The sequence below is a fragment of the Corallococcus sp. RDP092CA genome, assembly GCF_041903675.1.
Lineage (GTDB): Bacteria > Myxococcota > Myxococcia > Myxococcales > Myxococcaceae > Corallococcus.
Genome location: NZ_JAYESI010000004.1, coordinates 23,156 through 40,439 on the forward strand (window position 1 = coordinate 23,156; position 17,284 = coordinate 40,439).

The window sequence follows — 17,284 nt, forward strand, 5'->3', positions numbered from 1 at the left end:
CATTCCCCCAACATTGACAAGGCACACGGGCGCCGGGGCCGCGAACCCCCATGGCTTCGCACCCGATGCGCTCTCAAGAATGAAATGGATGCAAGCCTTCACAGGAGCCACACGGCAGAGCCGGTGGCCCCTGCTTCCTCGGAACGACCACCCGCTCAGGTCTTCTTCTTCGCCGGCTTGATGTGCGGCCGGACTTCCTCGTTGAAGAGCTTCATTGACTGGAGCACGTCCTCGCGCTTGCCCGCGGCCTCGAAGGCACACACGATGCGGCTCACGCCCGTGGCATCGACGATCTGCTGGATCGTCTTGATGCACTCCTCGGGGGTGCCGATGGGGTTGAGGCGCAGCAGGTTGCTGACCACGCGCGGAATCGGCGTGTCCCCCTTCAGCGCGGCCTGGCGCCAGTACTGGAGGTGCCAGTCGTACGCCTCCACCTTGTGCTCGCGCACGATGTTCACGATGTTCTGGGCGTGCTCCACTTCCTGCTCGAACCAGAGCAGATAGCGGCGGCACTTCTCACGGATCTCATCGCCGTTGCGGCCGACCCCCACCACCATGGAGAGGGTGTGCTCCACCTTGCTCGGGTCATGGCCGTGCTGGCGCGAGGTCTCGTTGTAGAGCTCGATGTTGGCGACCTTCGCCTCGTGCTCGATGTCGTGCTGCATGATCATCGACAGGTTGTTCTTGGCAACCCATTCAATGGTCGACGGAGACATCGACGCGACGACGACTGGCACCGGGTCGGAGATCGGCTTGGGCTGGACGGGCACCGCCGGGAACTTGAGGAACTCGCTGTTGCCAGCGACCGTCCCCTTCGTCCAGGCGTCTCGCATGATCTCATACCAGTCCTGGAAGATCTTCCGCGTGTTCCGGATGTCGACCCCGAACACCGCGAAGTCCTTGTCGAAGAAGCCCCGGCCAATGCCCAGGATGAAGCGGCCGTTGCTCATGTGGTCCAGGAGGGCCACCTGCTCCGCCAGACGGACCGGGTGCTCGATGGGCAGCACGTTGATGGCCGTGCCGATCTTGAGCTTGCGGGTCGCCCCCAGGACGAAGGAAGCCATCACCATCGGTGAGCCACAGAGGCCGTAGTTGGTGAAGTGATGCTCCAGGACCCAGCCGCTCTCGAACCCCGTCTCTTCCGCGATCTGCCCGTAGAAGAGCGCGTTCTCCAGGACCTCGCGCTCCGTGAAGTCAGGCGGCTTCGCGGTGTTGAGATACATTCCCCACTTCATGTTCATTACCCCCTATGCGGGGCCCCGAAGGACCCTCGCCAAGCATTGAGAGACCAGACGCGTGAATCGACGCGCCCCCACTGATACGTCAATAGGCCCCCGATGCCTCGTGTTCAGGTTTCCGGTTCCCCTTGTGATCCGGCCTTGGCCGACAGTGTCAACACAACCCTCTCAACCGGCCTTCGCCGCCAGCTGCGCGGCCCCGATCGCCTGGGCATCCGCGGCCTGATAGAGCCTGCGCTCCCGGATGGAGTGCTCGGAGATGACATTGAACTGTGGCTCGAGCTCCAGCTCCGTCATCTCCGGCTTGCCTTCGGTCACCATGTCGGCGGCCCGGGCGACCTCCTTGAACAGGTAGCGCGCGACCTGCGGGTTGTTGCCCAGGTCATGGCCGCTGCCCGTCAGGTTGTAGAGCCGGCGCAGCCCGTTGCCCGACGCGAGGGCCCCGCGCACGTCCTCCTCGCGGACCCACTCATCGTTGCTGCCGATGAACGCGATGATGGGCGTGGCCGACGAGGAGACCTCACGCACCGTCGTGGCGTGGGCGAACCAGTCGTGGGCCACACAGTCGGCGTGGAAGGTAGCCGCCCGGACGTTGTGACGCTCCTCGAAGGTGACGAACTCCGGCAGCGCCTCCGGGGCATAGGTCGAGTAGTCCACGCCGAAGACCTGCTTGAGCGTGTACTGGAGGTTGGTGACCCCCACCGCGGTGACCAGGAAGCGCACGTCCGAGGACCTGGCCACGAGGCGATAGGCGATCCGCGCCGAGAGGCTGGTGGCGACGACGCCCACGCCCGACAGGCCACGCTCCTCGCGCATCCAGTCGATGACCTGCTGCATGCAGGCCAGCCCCTTGCTCATGGTGAAGTCCTCCATGCCGCCGGAGCTGAGCCCCACATGGTCCAGCGGGTCGTAGCGGAAGACCTCGAACCCGCTGTAGGCCAGGTACATGGCCAGCGGACCAAACGCCGACATCTTCCGACCAAAGCCCGGCGCAATCAGGATGGGGATGGACCGCATGGCCCTGTCGATATTGACAGTCCGCCAGACCATCACCCGTCGATCCGGAGGGCCGATCTCGAACTGCTGGAAGGAAATCTCCGGAGCAGGAGCTGTCGCGCTCATCTCTTCTGTGCCTCCATTGCCAAGGCGCACCCCTTCTGGGCGCGCGTGACCAGTCTGCGTTGGATATCGACGCGAATGCCTTCACGACCGCATCCGCAAACCCCCGCCCGGGTGCTCCCCACGTCCTCTGTCACCAGGAAGCAGGGATAGCTGTTGGACGAAGCGTCCAGGTATGACATCAGACCTGGCGTCCCGGGAGGAAGGACCTCCAAAGTATGGGGATCCCGGGCAGCGACCAGGACCCAGGGCGGAACGTGCTTCTCCCGGGCCGAGCACTCCATGAAGACAGTGTTGAGCTCGACCTGGTTGAAGGCATCCCGCACCTGCGAGCCGTCCTCCAGCCGGAAGGTGTCAACGCAATACGTCTCGAACTCGTCGCGGGGCAGCATCCGCCCCGACTGTCGCTTCCAGCCGCCCGCGGTGAGGATGGTGAGCCGGGATCCCAGGTCCATGCGGCGGTCGCGCGCCCGGACCCGTTGACAGAGGTCGTGGACGAGGAAGGGCGGCCCCACGATGCCGATGAAGCCGGGGCGCGCGGCGAAGTAGTCCAGGACCGGGAGCACCTCGTCGGGGTGCAGGACCCCGTCCTTCACCACCGAGTACGTGGGGAAGAGCAGCTCGATGAGGCTCATCACGTACTGGAACCAGACGTTGCCCGCATCCTCGCGGCCCGGCCCCAGGTTGATGACCGTGAAGTCCTCTTCGTGCCAGTCCTGGATGAGCCCAAGGCTGGTGCGGACCGAACCGATGAGCCGCTCGATGGTGACGCGATCCCGGCCAATCCGACTCTGGGGCCCCCCGCTGGTGCCGCTGCTCAGATACCACTGCTCGATGTCATCGCGGGGAACGCTGCGGACCTCGCTGTACTTGAACGCCCGCGTGGACAGCAGCGGGATCTTCTCCAGGGGTCCGTCGACGCGGGCATGGCTCCGCTCGAAGTACATCCGGTACTGGGGGCAGGAATCCAGGTGCCTGACCAGGGCCTCCCGCACGAAGCGCTGGGTCAGCTGCTGCTGCTCGACCAGGGGCAGGTCGTACCAGGGCTCCTCGGAGTGGATGAGCAGGTCCAGGTCGGAGCTCGCGTTGACGACGCGGTAGTCCAGCGGCGGCTCCTGAAGCGTGAGGGCCCTCACGGCACGAACTCCACGAACCGGTCGTTCTCAAGGAAGCTTGTTTGATCAATTCGGATCGTCATGGTCTTCGTGTAGAGGGCGCTGGGCTGCTCCGTCGAAGACAGGCGGACCAGGTGCTGGAGGGGGAAGATGCCGTCGTGCGCCGTGCCAGCCCGGAAGATGTTGTTCATGCCCAGCTCCACGAAGCGGGACACGCCCTTGCTGGCCATCCGGTCCCGCAGGCCCTCCACGGCGTGGAAGGGCATCACGGCGACGGTCTGGACATCACCGTCCACGTACTGCGCGACCTCATCGACAGACTTGATGGGGTGAATGAAGAGCGTCCGCCCCAGCGGGTGGAGCCCCACGAACTCAGGAGAGCAGACCGCGAACGCCCAGCTGCCCTCGGGGTCGTGGTAGAAAGGCATCCCCATGAACAGCGCTTCGCTGACCGCGAGCGTGCGCGCGGCCTTCTCGTCGAAGTCGTGGAAGCCCTTGGGCAGGACCTGCTTGTAGACATTCATCGCCTCCACGAGGTGGGGGATGAACTCGCCGAGGTCCACGTCCGTGAAGACCTGTTGGACCGAGAAGCAGGCGCGCTGATCATAATAGGAGACATCGTGCGCCAGACAGCGGGCCGCGGCCTTGAGGTCGCTCCCCTGGGTGACCACGGCCAGGCTCCGTTTGGGGCCGAACTTGACGACGTCCGTCTTCTCCGAGGCGTAGCGCGCCGCCCACCGCATGGCATCCCGGCCTCCCCATGCGCAGATGACATCCGCGGCCCGCGCGATCTGATCCTCCAGCGCCCCCTCCTGCCCACCGGCCCAGTTGATCACCGACATCGCCTGGGTCACCGGGTGGTTCGCCTCGATGTCCTGGAAGCTCTGGGCCAGGAAGAGCGGCGTGAAGGGGTCCCCCGAGGAGGACTTGACGACGACGCTGTTCTTCGTGATGAGCGCCCGGACGATGGAGCCGACCCCCGAGAGGGGGACGTTGCCGGCCAGCGTGTGGAGCGACAGCCCCTTGGGATAGGCGCGGACCTCCGCCTCCTCGCGAAGGACCCACTTGTCCAGGATGTGTCGGCTGCCCAGCTCCGTCGTCACGATGTCGTACGTGACGGCGTGGGACGACAGCAGCATGGAGATCCAGTTCGCCTCCAGCTCCGCCATCTTCTCGGAGAAGCCGAGGTGGCTCACCAGCGCCCGGATGTACATCTTGCGCCGGGTATACTCCTTGGACTTCCAGCTCTGTCCCGCGTTGTAGAGGAAGCCGACAATCTCATGCAGTGACAGCTTCTCCAGGGCCTTGGTGTCCTGCTCCACGATCTGCTTCGTCATGGCGGCATCAAGGATGGGAAACCTGACGACCGAGCCATTATCAAGCGTCAGGAGACGATGAGAGCCCTCGCTCGGGCTGTATTTCTCCCCCCTGATGATGAATGGCACATCCCTGATCATTTAGAGCCCCCTCGAACGCTTCTCAGCGAGACCAGCAGCCGCGTCCCAATGCGAGGACTGCCGCCCCATGGCGGCTCACACTGCCCCGCCCGCGTGCATGAGTTGTTGATTACCTAGCAGAGACCCAAACACACTTCAAGCCGCCATCAAAGAAAAACGGGTTCTCCCGTTTCATCCCGCGTTCCTCCCAATCAATCCCTCTCGCATGAACACACCGTATTGGGACACCTCACGCGAGCCAGGAATCCTGATGAGGATTGGCCTTTTGCGACTCGAACGCCGTGTGAAATCCAGCACTTGAGGAGCAGACGAAACTCTTGATATTGGCTGGTCGCGCCCCGTCATCCTGGGTATGTAGCCAAGGGCTCACACGTTCGAGCACCCAGACGTGAGAGGTTGTCTTTGTAACCTCCACGGTCTTGTCCCAAGGCGCGCTGGGCCTGCTAATCCGCCACGGCAAGGCCATGCGGGTCGCGGCCGACCTGAACAACGCTCAGTTTTCTACCCGTTGAGGATTCCATGACCCACACGGAGTGGTCTCCATTGCAGGACACGAAGAGCCGCTGCCCATCCGCGCTCAGGGTGGCGGCGAAGGGGCTCTTCCCCACGCGGAGTGACTCCAGCCGCTGTCGAGCGTGCCGGTCCACCCGTGAGAGCGCGTCATCGTCGAGGTTGGTGACATAGAGGCAGCGCCCATCCGGGCTGGGGGCGATGCTGGTGGGATGTCTTCCCACGAGGATGCAGCCCACCTCCCGGCCCGAGCCCGGGTCGTGGATGGAGACGACGTGGTCTCGGATGGACGTCACATACAGGAGGCCGTCGCAATACAACACGCCATATGGCTGTCCCCTGACGGGGAAGGTCCTCTGTACCCTCAGCGAATCCAGCTCCACCGCGGAGACTGTGTCGTCCGCGTTGTTGGTGATGAAGAGCAGGTTCCGTTCGGGCGCCAGAGTCAGGTTCCGGGGTCCGCGCCCGACCGCCACTTCGTGGACAGGCCGACCGCTGAGCGCCTCCAGCACGCAGAGCCTGGAGCCCTGTCTGCTCAGGACCCACAACCAGCGCCCCTCGGGACTGACGGCCAGGCCTCGCGGATCCGGGCCGACGGCGAAGGTGTCCACGACCCGAAGCTCACGCGTCGAGACAACCGAGACCGAACCATCGCCGCTGTTGCTGACGTAGAGCAGGCTCTTGTCACTGTTCAGCGCGACGGAGCGGGGCTCATGCCCCACGGGGATCTTCGCCAGGATCATCCCGGAGTCACCGTCCAGGCACCAGACACGGTCCTCCAGACAGCTCGCCACGAAGAGGGGGGTCGAGCTCCGGCTCTCGGCAACCATCAACAGACCTCGCTTGGATGACCGGTCCGCCCGTTGCGCTGGACAGGCGATGAGCAATGAGGCGCCGATGACACACATCGGGCCCGTGCCAGCTCAAAATCTGCTCGCCTCATCCCGGGCGCGTCAAGGACGCACCAGAGCATGTCACTGGCGTCTCATGCCTTCGGACGCGTCATGAGAAGAACATGGCGGCTCAGGGCAGCACCGGGCCCTGGGTCTCATCCCGCTGCCCCCGGCACCGCGAACCACGTGCCAGGGCGGAGGCACACACCTTACAAATCCTCGCAGCTTCCCCCCGGATGCGCCGACGAAGGCCAGCGCGCACACCGCCAGCAGCGTCATGACCTTGAGCTTCTCCATCAGCGCGGCCATGGCGGCGCTGTCCCAGGAGCGACACCGGACCGCGCAATCCCAATGGCCGCCGCGATGCTGGCCACGCTGACGCTCCCAACGACGAGCGTCACCAGCAGGAGCACGAACGCGAGCAGCACCGTCCAGGCGTGGGGACGGTGCGAAAGCGGGAGGGTTGGCGACGGAAGACGGCTCGGAGGGGAAAGCCATGGCGGACGAGGGTGGCGCCCCGGTTCGCGCAAGAGGAGAAAGACCTCGCCGCCGTTGCCCTGCGCACCTGCTCGTCGCCACGTCGGGCAATGAGACAAAGCCATATGACCCGTCCGCCACGGCGCGCTCCGGGCTGAGCTTCGATTGCGCCCACATGCTCAGCCCGGTGCTGCTCGACAGCGGCCACGCGGCGCTTCGAGCAGCAGGCGCGGCGCTCGGTGCCGCCATCCCCTGGCAGGTCCTGGTTCGCGCCCTTACGGTTGCTTCCGGACGCCGACGGTGATGGACGTCATTCCCCCCGAAGACTGGAGCGTGACACGGCCCGCGGTGAGGTCCTCCTCCCTGAACTGATACAGGAGGACGCCGGTGATGGTGTCATTGACGCTGATATCACTGTCCCAGACGCGGAAGCCCCATGGCTCCGAGAGCAGGCGACCCGCCGTGGCGGTGCAACCGCCCGAAGCCCAGGCGGGCGTATAGCTCTCCACTTCCGGTGTGAAGGAGGCCAGCGTCGCCCCCGGGCATTGCATCTCCACGAAGACATCCGGCGCGGAGCCATCCGCATCCCAGGCCGAGCCATTGTTGTTGGCCGTGATCTGAGCGGACAGGGGCTGGACGAGCCAGACACCCGCCGGGTCCGCGCCGCACGTCTGCTCCGTCTTGCAGACCTGGGCCGCGTTGCACGTCTGGCACGTGGCCCCGGCCTTTCCACACGCGGAAGCGGTATTCCCCGTCTGACAGGTGTTGTTGAAACAGCAGCCCGCGCAGTTCGCCGCGGAGCATGTCACCGGCGGGGTGTTGTCCTCCCCCGGGTCGTCACCGCCGCCGCAACCCGCCAGGGACAGTCCCGCGACCACTGCCAACATCCGATGAATCTTCATACCTGTGTGACGCCCCCAAGAGGTCGGTGTTCGGGGCGCACGATGTCCAGGCGGACGTTGACTGTCTCTACCTCTTCTGGGGGATGGCGCCTTGAGGGGTCCCGGAAGAAGCTCCCTCCAGCCGGTGCGCACGGCGCCGGTACTCGCCGGGAGGCACTCCCATCTCCCGCCGGAACGCCCGGTTGAAGGCGAACTCCGATTCGTAGCCCACGCGGCCCGCGATGGCCGCGAGCCCGTCCTGCCCCTCCCGCAGCGCGTGCGCGGCCTCCTGCATCCGAAGCCGCGTCAGGTACTCATGAGGCGCCACGCCCACCTCGCTCGCGAAGCGCCGCGCGAGCGTCGCCCTCGAAGCCCCCGCGCGCCGCGCCAGCTCGCTCACGGTCCAGCTCCGCCCTGGCTCCGCGTGCATCCAGCCCAGGGCGCTGGCGAGCGTCTGGTCGCCGAGCGCCCCCAACTCCGGGGGCGAGGTCATCCCCTGGCTCTACTACGTCAAGGCAGGCAGGGACTCGGCGTGGCACTGGCGATGTTCGCCCTGGTGGCCATCCGGCAGCGACAGGCCGCGGGCGTCTTCGTCCTCGCCTGCATCGTGATGCCCACCGTGGACGCGCTGACCGTGCTGCATGGCGGTGCCTCGCTCGCCTTCGCGCTCGCCGTTCATGGAAGCGCGGCGGCCGACGGAGCCGTGCTGGCCGCCGCGCTGCTGCGCCCCCAGAAGGGCACCGCTTGATTCAGCGTCCAGGCGCGGCCGTCTGGCGGGCGTGGCTACTTTGAGGGCGGGAGGTCGCGCTCCTGCCCCGCGACACGCCTGCTCATGGACCTCTACAGCGCCGCCAGGCGGATGGCCCGCCCCTTCCGGTTCACCAACCCGGCGTCCTACCGGGAGATCTCCCTGGCCGCCCGCGGGGTGATTGGCGATGGAAGCTCCTGCGCGCTCGTCCGGCCGGACGGCGTCATCGACTGGCTCTGCTTCCCCCGCTTCGACAGCCCGAGCGTCTTCGCGGGCATCCTCGATGACGCGAAGGGCGGCATCACCGGCATCACCCCCGTCGTGTGGCCCTTCGAGAGCCTGCAACGCTACGACCCGGACACCAACGTCCTGGAGACGCTGTTCCGCTTCGAGCGCAGGGGAGCCATCCGCATCATCGACTACATGCCGTGGAGCAACGACCCCCGCTCCACCGTCCACGAGGTGCACCGGCGCATCGAGTGCCTGGAGGGCCCGGTGGAGCTGAGCATCGTCTTCGACCCGCGCTTCGGCTACGGCGCGTCGCGGACGCGGGTGGAGCGGGAGGAGCACGGCCTTGTCGCCCGGGGCTCGGGAGGGGAGCGGCTGGTCGCCGTGCTCAGCGGGGAGGCGGAGTGGCGGCCCTGCGAGGCGCTGCGCGGCCAACCCTGCCGGGGAGACACGGGCCTCCAGGCGCGCATCCGGATGGGACCGGGCGAGCGGCGCTGGATGATCCTGTCGTGGGATTCCGACCGGCCGGAGCCCCTGGCCGCATACCGGCCCTTCGACCACCTGCGGGAGACGCGCCAGGCCTGGCGCGAGTGGGCGCAGCAGCTCCACTACGAAGGGCCGTGGCGGCACCACGTGCTGCGCTCCGCGCTGGCGCTGAAGCTGCTGATGTACGGCCCCACGGGCGCGATGGTGGCCGCGCCCACCACCTCGCTCCCCGAGTGGATGGGAGGGCCTCGCAACTGGGACTACCGCTTCAGCTGGGTCCGCGACTCCGCGATGGCGGTGCGCGCCACCAACCTCCTCGGCTTCCAGAGCGAGTCCCGCGAGTTCTTCTACTTCGTGCGCGACACGTTGCAGCGCGGTGACACGCTTCAGGTGATGTACACGCTGGACGGTGCCTCCGTGCCGCCGGAGCGGGAGCTGGACCACCTGGCCGGCTTCCAGGGCTCGCGGCCGGTGCGGCTGGGGAACGACGCGAAGGACCAATTCCAGTTCGACACCGCGGGCGCGCTGCTCGACGCGGCGTACCTCTACGAGCGCTCCGGCGGGCGGCTGCCGCTGCGCACCTGGCGGCTGCTCCGCTCGGTCATCCACGCCACCGCCCGCCGCTGGAGCGAGCCCGACCACGGCATCTGGGAGCCGCGCCGGGAGATGCGGCACAACGTCCACTCGAAGCTCATGGGGTGGCTGGCCCTGCGCCGGGGGCAGCACCTGGCACGGCTCTTCGGGGAGACGGCGCTGGAGCAGTCCAGTGCCGACCTGGCGGACGTCATCCGGGCGGACATCCTGCGCAACGGCGTGGATCCGGCGCGCAAGCACTTCGTCGGGGTCTACGGAGGCGACGAGCCAGACGCCGCGCTGCTGCAGTTGCCCATCGTGGGCTGCTTCCGGGGGACGGATCCGTTCATCCTGAGGACGCTCGACTGGCTGCGCGCGGAGCTGGGCGCGGGCCCGTTCCTGCGCCGGTACCGGATGGAGGACGGGGTCGCGGGGCCGGAGGGAGGCTTCATCCTCTGCGGCTTCTGGCTGGCGGAGGCGCTGGCGTTGGCCAATCGCATCCAGGAGGCCGAGGACGTCTTCGTCGCGCACGCGGAGGCGTCGAACCACCTGGGCCTGCTGGCGGAGGAGCTCCACCCGCTGACGCGCGAGCAGTTGGGGAACTTCCCACAGGCCTTCAGTCACCTCGGCCTCATCAGCGCCGCCGCGCGCATCGACCGCGCGCTCAGGCTCCGAGATGAAGGGCAGTCGGAGCCCCCGCACCTCCTGGAGCCCGAGCCGCCCTCCATCGAGTGACCCTGGGCGGTCTCCAGCCGTGGAGTACGCTTCGTGCTTCGCGGTTGTTTCGCGCTGGAGGAGAGCCGATTGCGGAACGCGCTGCGGACCTGGGCCCTGTGTGTGTTGCTTGCCAGCGGCTGTGCCACGACGTCAGCGGTTCGTGAGCCGCCAGTACCCGGACGAGGACCGCTACTCGACCTGGTCCCACCTGGCGGGTGACGAACGCTGGCGGGACATCACGCCGCGCGTGTTGCTCACCCACAGCGCGGGCTTCGCCAACTTCGGCTTCCTTGAACCGGACGAGCGGCTGCGCATCCACTTCGCGCCCGGCAGCCGCTTCGCGTACTCCGGTGACGGCATCATCCTGATGCAGTTCGTGCTCGAGCGCGGGCTCGGGCTGGACGTGGGCGCGGAGCTGCAACGGCGCGTGTTCGACCGCTTCGGCATGCGCACGACCAGCATGACGTGGCGGCCCGACTTCGCAACGAACCTGGCGGACGGCTGGAAGCTCGACGGCGGCGTGGAGCCGCACGACGAACGCAGCCGGGTGCGCGCGGCAGGCTCCATGGACACCACCCTCGACGACCTGTCGCGCTTCGCCGCGGCGCTGGTGAGCGGTGAGGGCCTGTCGCCTGAAACCTTCACCCGGATGACCTCGCCGCAACTGCCCATCACCCCCCGGAGCCAGTTCCCCACCCTCCAGGATGAACTGCCGCCGGAGTCGCGGCGCAAGGACCTGGCGGCGGGGCTGGGCGTGGTGGTGTTCGACGGCCCCCAGGGACGCGGGTTCTTCAAGAACGGCCACAACGACAGCACCGCCAACACCCTCGTGTGCCTGCCGCGCGGACGCCGCTGCGTGCTCATCCTGAGCAACGACGTCCGCGCCGAGCCCGCCTATCCCCACCTGGTTCGCTTCGTGCTGGGCGAGGCTGGCGTGCCCTGGGATTGGGAGTACGGCGACATGGCGTTCTGGGACGGACGCTGAGCATCAGCGCCCGTCCACCGCCGCCACCTCGCCTGCCAGCGGCTTTCAGTACCGATACAGCTCCGACGCCACCTGCGCGTCGCAGGACGTGACGGCGGAGCCGCAGGCGGGGGGATTGTAATACATGATTGAGTTGCAATCCCGATGGTGCGCGATGCCGAGGGTGTGACCAATCTCATGAACGCTGACGCTCTTCGCGTGGTACGCACCCGCGTGATACGTGTTGTTCATGTTCACGATGCTGCCGGTCATGCAGCCCCCCGACGCGTAGTTCCAGGTATAGGCATACCAGCCGTTGGTGCCGTACCAGTTCTCATAGACCATGACGTCGGAGGAGCCGCTGCCGCGCCAGTACAGGTACAGGCTGTTCGAGACGCTCGTATACATCCACGCGTTCATCGCGTCGCCAACCGGCCAGCGCGTGGTCGTGTAGTCCGTATAGGTGACGTTCGTGGGGCGGCGGCACCACTTGTAGCCAAAGAGCGGCACCCCGCACCAGCTCTGGGCGGTCGGTCCGCCCGGCGCGTCCTCCACCGAAGGCAGCGCGCGCGCCTCGGGGCGGACGTATTCGACGGCCCGGGCGCGAGCGCTGGCGCTCGCGAGCAGCGCGCCGACGGGGCCGCCCAGGTGCGCCTTGAGCGCGGTGGCGTGAAGCGGCGAGCTCGGGCCCTGCACGAAGCCCCCCTTCACGAGGACGCGCCCCACCGGGCCCCCCGTCACGCCGTAGACGCCCGTCAGGGATTGCGTGGCCAGCGGTTTGACGCCGTCCTGCGGCGCGAGGAAGAGGACCGCCTGCTCCCCCACCTCGGGCAGCGGGCTGTCTTCCGGCGCGAGCGTGCAGCCATCGGCGAGCAGGCCGCCGGGATACATGACGTCCACGGTGGCTCCCTGCGCGACGACGCCACCCGACGCGCTCCGCAGCTCCCTCGACGTGCGCGCGATGTCGGAGATCCTCACGGTCGCGATGGTGACGGGGAGGTCCGTGTAGAGGCCGCTCAGCTCACCCGGGACCGCCCCCTCCTCCTTCGACCGCGCGTAGGTGCGCAGGACGTCGTAGCGCGTGGACTCCACCGTCCCGTCGATGATCAGCGCCGAGTGGTCCGTCAGCGCCTCCACGGTCTTCTCCTGGAGGACCCAGTCGACCTGGAGCGTGTGCTCCGTCCCCTCGGCGTGCGCAGGAGCGGGCACCGGCGTCTCCGGCACCCACGCCTTCACGTGCGCGTCCCCCGGCGCGGAGGTGACGGCCTCCTCCTTCCCCGCGTCGTTCGTGCACCCCAACATGCCCAGCAAGGCCAGCGGCACGGCCCAGGCGCGGGGCGCCCGCAGACAGGCGGTGACTTCGGACTTGGCGGTGCTCCATCGGGTCCACGGCTTCATGGGCTTCCTCCCTGGCGTGACGCGCACCTCCGGACACACGGCGTCCACGACGCCGCGCGACTCGACGCGGCGGCGGCCCGTGGTTCCATCGGTTGCGGTTTTTCCCCAGGGACGAGAGTTCGCGAATTTCGTCTCACCCGGCCGTGATTTCGGAGCGCGGGGTCAGTCCGCCAGCAGCTGGCGCAGGCTGATGTCCAGTTCGCTGCGCACGAGGCGCAGCAGGCTGTCCAGCTCGCCGGGGGTGAGCCCCAACCGCGTCGTCAGCTCCTCGCGGGTGAGGGCCAGGAGCCGTTCTCGGGCGCGGGCGACCCAACGCGCCACGGTGGAGCGCGGCGCCTGCGTGGTGGCCGCCATCGCGTCCATGGACAGGCCATGCACGTGGTGCAGCCGCAGCAGGTTGCGCTCCCGCGTGTCCAACCTGCCCAGCGCGGAGCGGAAGGCCCCGCGGAAGTCCTCCTGGTGCCGCTCGCGGATGAAGGCCAGCTCGGGGTCCGCGCCCAGCCGCTCCGCCAGCCCCGGCAGCCGCTCGCCCACCGGCTGCTCGCGCGGCGCGGCGCGCTGCTGGTCGATGTGCAGCCGCAGCGCCACCGCCCGCACCCACTGCGCCAGCGGCGCGCGCCCGGAATAGGAGGCCAGCTTCGGCGCGCCGCCGCCCACCGGGACGAGCAGCCGCTGGCGCAGCAACTGCCGCAGCTCGTCCACCTGCGAGGGTGCCTCGCCCGGCAGCCACGTCCCCACCTGAGACAGGACGTGGGCGTCGAAGGCCTGGAGGGCCCGCGCGTCGCCGCGCGCGCAGGTGAAGGCCAGGGCGAGGTCTTGCGCGCACAGGCCCGCGAGCGCGTCACCAGCGTCACCCGTGGCGGGCAGCCGCTCCGCGGCGTGCGCCAGGAAGGCCTCCACGTCCAGGCCCACTTCCGGCCAGGCCTCGCGCGCGGTCCGCACCAGGCCCGCGAGCACCTCCTCCAGCCCGGGGTGCGCCCGCAGCGCCGGGACGAGCGCGCGGGGGGCCCGCGAGAGGAAGAACTCGGTCTGCTCGGACGGCATGGCCACCTCCTGCGACAGACCCGCCCACGCGGGCGGGGACACGCGCTCCCGCTCACGACGGGCCGTGAGCGGACAGCCAGGCCCGCACCTCGCGCGCGCGGGGCGCGTCGATGGGCGAGCCACGCGAATAGGCCTCCAGCGCCTCCCGCGCCAGGGCGAGCGCCCGGGGCTGCTCGGCGCGCGTCGGCCAGAGGACACGGGCGAGCGCGAAGCACGCCCGGGCATGCTCCGGCGGGGGGACCTCCACCCGCGTGGACAGCGCCACCGCCCGCTCCAACCGCTCACGGGCCTCGCGCGGCTGGCCGCCGTCCCACAGCGCCTCGCCCAGCAGCCCAAGCGTCGGCACCACGCGCGGGTGCTCCGCGCCGAGCGCCGCCTCGCGCACGGCCAGCGCCCGCCGCAGGTAGGCGATCGCCGGGCGCACCTGGCCCATGCGCAGCGCCACGTGGCCCAGGTTGTACAGGGCGCTCGCCACCTTCGGATGCTCCGGTCCCAGCGCGGCCTCCCACAGCTCCCGTGCCGCCTCGAAGTGCTCGCGCGCTTCGCGCAGGCGACCCGCGTCGAGCGCCACCGTCCCCAGGTTGTTGCGCGACAGGGCCACGTCCGGGTGCCGGGGGCCCAGCTGGGCCTGCTGGAGCGCGAGCGCCTCGCGGTAGACGGCCTCCGCCTCCCGCAGCTGGCCCAGGTCCGAGCGCGCGTTGCCCAGGCTCAGCAGCACGGCCGTCAGCCGCAGTCGCTCCCCGTCCCCGCCGCCGGACAGGCTGGCCCGGGCGCGCTCGTAGTGCGTCAGCGCCTCCTCCAGCCGGCCCTGTCGCGCGAGCGCGTCGCCCAGGTTCGCGCGCATGACGCACGTGGTGGGGTGATCCGCCCCGTAGTGGCGCTCGCCCAGGGCGAGCGCCTCGCGATAGCGCGCCACCGCCTCGGCCACCCGGCCCTGGAGCCGCAGCGCGGTGGCCACGTTGTTGAGGTACACCGCGCGCAGCGGGTGGTCCTGCCCGTACACGGCGCCCACCAACGCCAGGGCTCGGGCGGAGTGCCGCTCCGCCTCGGCGTAGCGGCCCAGGCCGTTGAGCGCCCGGCCCATGCAGGCGAGGGACTCCGCGAGCGCCTCGTCCCGCGCGCCCTCCGCGTGCTCCAGCAGCGCCACGGCCCGCTCGGCGTCGGCGAGGGCCCGCGCGAACTCGCCCTGCCGGTAGCTCAGCGCGCCGCGGAAGCGGTACAGCTCCGCCGCCACCTCCGCGGAGCCCTCGGGCCCCAGCCGGGCCAGGGCGGCCTCCGCCATGCGCGCGGTGCGCTGGGCCTCCTTCACCAGGCCCAGCCCCTCGCCCTCCGTGTAGAGGAGGCGGTTCCAGGCGTACGCGGCCGTCTCGTCGTCGTGTCCGGCCTCCGCGACGCGCACGGCCTCCTCCAGCACCTCGCGCGCCGCCGTGAAGCCGCCGTCGGTGCCCCGCAGCTCACCCAGCAGGAGCAGGGCCCGCGCGAGCGTGGGGCGGTGTCCCAGCCCGCGGAGCGCCGCCACGACCTCCTCCAGCCGGGGCAGGACCCGCGCGTGGAAGCCGGCCGCGCCCTGCGCGCGCAGCCCGTCCAGCTCCCGGACGAGCGACGAGAGCTGCGCGCGGGTCTCCGGGGCCTCCGGCAGCGGATCCACCCGGGCCAGCACCGCCAGGTCCGCGCACGCGGCCAGCGAGGGCAGCCGTCGCGCCGCCTCGGGAGCCCGGAGCAGCGCCTCGCGCTCGCCGCCTTCGAGCAGCTCCACCAGGACGTGGAGCGCCTGGCGCCGGCCATCCAGGCATGCCGCGCGCAGGTCCATCAGCCGCTCGGACTGGGTCTGGCGCACGCGCGTGTCCTCACAGGACCGCTGCTCCTGGGCCACCAGCGCCTGGGCATAGGCGTCCAGCGCGCGCACGGTGGATTGGAAGGCGCGCTCGGGCGCGGACAGCGCCCCCGAGCGGAAGCGCTGCTCCAGCCGCGCCCGTCGCGCCGCGTCCCACGTGCCCGCGAGCCGGGCCTCGAAGCCGGCGCAGACCCGCTGCCGGGCGCCGCCCCGCATCACGGCGAAGCCCACGGCCGCGCTGATCATCACGCCCAGGGCCAGCGCCGCCGCGGCCAGCCGCCAGCGCGACGCGCGCGGAGCAGGCTCCAGCCGCGCGAGCAGCGCGTCCAGCGAAGGGTGCCGCCGGGTGGGCTCGGGGGCCAGGCCGCGCAGCACCGCCCTCCTCACCCCGGCGGGCACCCGCGTGTTCCGGGGCGGTGGCAGCACCCGGCCCTCGCGCACCGCGAGCCCACGCTCCCGCGCCGTTTCCCCCGCGAAGGGCCGCTGGCCGAAGAGGGCCTCGTACAGCGCGACGCAGAGGCTGAACTGGTCGCTGCGCGCGTCCGCGGGGTGCCCCCGCCACTGCTCCGGGGACATGTACGCGGGCGTGCCCAGCGCGGCGCCAGGGGGCGTCGCGCCTCCGGGGCGCGGCGCCTCGCGGGCGGGGGACGCTTCGGCGCGGGTGTCGTCCGGTGCGCCTGACGGAATGGGCCCGGCGCGGGCGAGGCCGAAGTCGGCGACGCGCGCCTGGCCATCCTCGCCCAGCAGCACGTTGTCCGGCTTGAAGTCGCGGTGCACGAGGCCCACCGCGTGCGCGGCGGCCAGCCCCCGTCCCGCCTGGACGAAGCGCGCCAGCACCGCGCGCCAGGGCCGCGGAGCCTCCGCCAACCAGCGGCGCAGCGTCCCACCGCGCAGCAGCTCCATGGCGAGGAAGACCGTGTCGCCATCCAGGCCGACGTCATGCACCGTCACGACGTTCGGATGGGACAGCCGGGCCTGGGCCTGGGCCTCCCGCATCAGCCGCGCGCGAGCCTCCGCGTCCGCCACCCGGCCGGGCTTGAGCAGCTTGAGCGCCACCTGGCGGTCCAGGTCCGGGTCATACGCGGCGAACACCACGCCCATGCCGCCCTCCCCCACGCGCCGCAGCAGCACGTAGCGGCCCACGCGCCCCCCGGGCCGCGGCGTCGCCTCCGGCTCCAGCGGCGCGCCACGGGGCGGGGGACGCTGGGACAGGGAGCGCCCGCCCTCCAGGCCGGCCAGCACCTCGCAGCACGCGGCGCACCCGTCCAGGTGCGCCTCCAGCCGGGCCTGCGACTCCGCCGACAGCCGCGCTCGCGCCCCATCCAGCAGCTCGTTCTCGTCAGGGCACTGAGACATGAATGAACCGCGCGGCGCTGGGGGAGCGGCGGGCATCTAAACGCAAAGCCCCCGGGAACAGAAGCAGCGGCGCCGGCTGGTGCCCTGGCGCGAACGCGCTGCATGGCCGAGACGGCGCGGCGACCCACCAGCCCGCGACATCCGCGGCCTTCACACTTCTTCACCGCCGGCTCAAGCCACCGCAACCCGCGGCTTCCATCTTGGTTCCAGTCAAGCAGCGGGAAACAACAGCCCCTCCGCCTGGAG

13 protein-coding genes are annotated in these 17,284 nt (G+C 69.8%); 3 read left to right on the forward strand and 10 right to left on the reverse strand.

The features are described from left to right. Positions 1 to 155 precede the first annotated feature (155 nt). The 7 genes from U8525_RS06165 to U8525_RS06195 form a co-directional block, all read right to left on the reverse strand. On the reverse strand, positions 156 to 1,235 hold the full coding sequence (locus U8525_RS06165) for an LLM class flavin-dependent oxidoreductase (RefSeq protein WP_374262366.1): 1,080 nt from the start codon (positions 1,233 to 1,235) through the stop codon (positions 156 to 158). 171 nt (positions 1,236 to 1,406) lie between these two features. Continuing rightward, positions 1,407 to 2,360, reverse strand: coding sequence for a hypothetical protein (locus tag U8525_RS06170; protein ID WP_374262368.1), 954 nt, complete (start codon positions 2,358 to 2,360; stop codon positions 1,407 to 1,409). After that, a complete protein-coding gene (locus U8525_RS06175; RefSeq protein ID WP_374262370.1) occupies positions 2,357 to 3,493 on the reverse strand; it encodes a long-chain fatty acid--CoA ligase in 1,137 nt (378 codons plus the stop codon). The genes U8525_RS06170 and U8525_RS06175 overlap by 4 nt, the downstream gene beginning before the upstream one ends. Further along, positions 3,490 to 4,809, reverse strand: coding sequence for an aldehyde dehydrogenase family protein (locus U8525_RS06180; protein ID WP_374262373.1), 1,320 nt, complete (start codon positions 4,807 to 4,809; stop codon positions 3,490 to 3,492). Before U8525_RS06180 ends, U8525_RS06175 begins: the two co-directional genes overlap by 4 nt. 563 nt (positions 4,810 to 5,372) lie before the next feature. Then, positions 5,373 to 6,182 carry a YncE family protein gene (locus U8525_RS06185; RefSeq protein ID WP_374262375.1) on the reverse strand — a complete coding sequence of 270 codons (810 nt, stop codon included), beginning with the start codon at positions 6,180 to 6,182 and terminating at the stop codon, positions 5,373 to 5,375. A gap of 902 nt (positions 6,183 to 7,084) precedes the next feature. Then, on the reverse strand, positions 7,085 to 7,696 hold the full coding sequence (locus tag U8525_RS06190; protein WP_374262378.1) for a hypothetical protein: 612 nt from the start codon (positions 7,694 to 7,696) through the stop codon (positions 7,085 to 7,087). Between the two features lie 82 nt (positions 7,697 to 7,778). Next, positions 7,779 to 8,183, reverse strand: a complete 405-nt coding sequence (locus tag U8525_RS06195) for a helix-turn-helix domain-containing protein (protein ID WP_374262380.1) — start codon at positions 8,181 to 8,183, stop codon at positions 7,779 to 7,781. Positions 8,184 to 8,222: 39 nt separating this feature from the next. Between U8525_RS06195 and U8525_RS06200 the strand changes: the two genes are divergently transcribed. The 3 genes from U8525_RS06200 to U8525_RS06210 all read left to right on the forward strand — a co-directional run bounded on the left by U8525_RS06200 (position 8,223) and on the right by U8525_RS06210 (position 11,427). Next, complete coding sequence (locus tag U8525_RS06200; RefSeq protein ID WP_374262382.1) at positions 8,223 to 8,438, forward strand: DUF4267 domain-containing protein; 216 nt, start codon at positions 8,223 to 8,225, stop codon at positions 8,436 to 8,438. An 84-nt stretch (positions 8,439 to 8,522) separates the two neighbouring features. Next, the gene (locus tag U8525_RS06205) at positions 8,523 to 10,460 is read left to right on the forward strand and encodes a glycoside hydrolase family 15 protein (protein WP_374262385.1); all 1,938 of its coding nucleotides are present in this window, start codon (positions 8,523 to 8,525) and stop codon (positions 10,458 to 10,460) included. Positions 10,461 to 10,602: 142 nt separating this feature from the next. After that, positions 10,603 to 11,427, forward strand: a complete 825-nt coding sequence (locus tag U8525_RS06210; RefSeq protein ID WP_374262388.1) for a serine hydrolase domain-containing protein — start codon at positions 10,603 to 10,605, stop codon at positions 11,425 to 11,427. Positions 11,428 to 11,472: 45 nt separating this feature from the next. On the opposite strand, the gene U8525_RS06215 is transcribed toward U8525_RS06210, so the two are convergent. The 3 genes from U8525_RS06215 to U8525_RS06225 all read right to left on the reverse strand — a co-directional run bounded on the left by U8525_RS06215 (position 11,473) and on the right by U8525_RS06225 (position 17,038). After that, positions 11,473 to 12,804 (reverse strand): matrixin family metalloprotease, encoded by a 1,332-nt coding sequence (locus tag U8525_RS06215; protein ID WP_374262391.1) that lies wholly within the window; start codon positions 12,802 to 12,804, stop codon positions 11,473 to 11,475. A gap of 162 nt (positions 12,805 to 12,966) precedes the next feature. Further along, positions 12,967 to 13,848, reverse strand: coding sequence for a sigma factor-like helix-turn-helix DNA-binding protein (locus U8525_RS06220; protein ID WP_374262394.1), 882 nt, complete (start codon positions 13,846 to 13,848; stop codon positions 12,967 to 12,969). Between the two features lie 52 nt (positions 13,849 to 13,900). Next, positions 13,901 to 17,038, reverse strand: coding sequence for a tetratricopeptide repeat protein (locus U8525_RS06225; protein ID WP_374262396.1), 3,138 nt, complete (start codon positions 17,036 to 17,038; stop codon positions 13,901 to 13,903). Between the last annotated feature and the right edge of the window lie 246 nt (positions 17,039 to 17,284).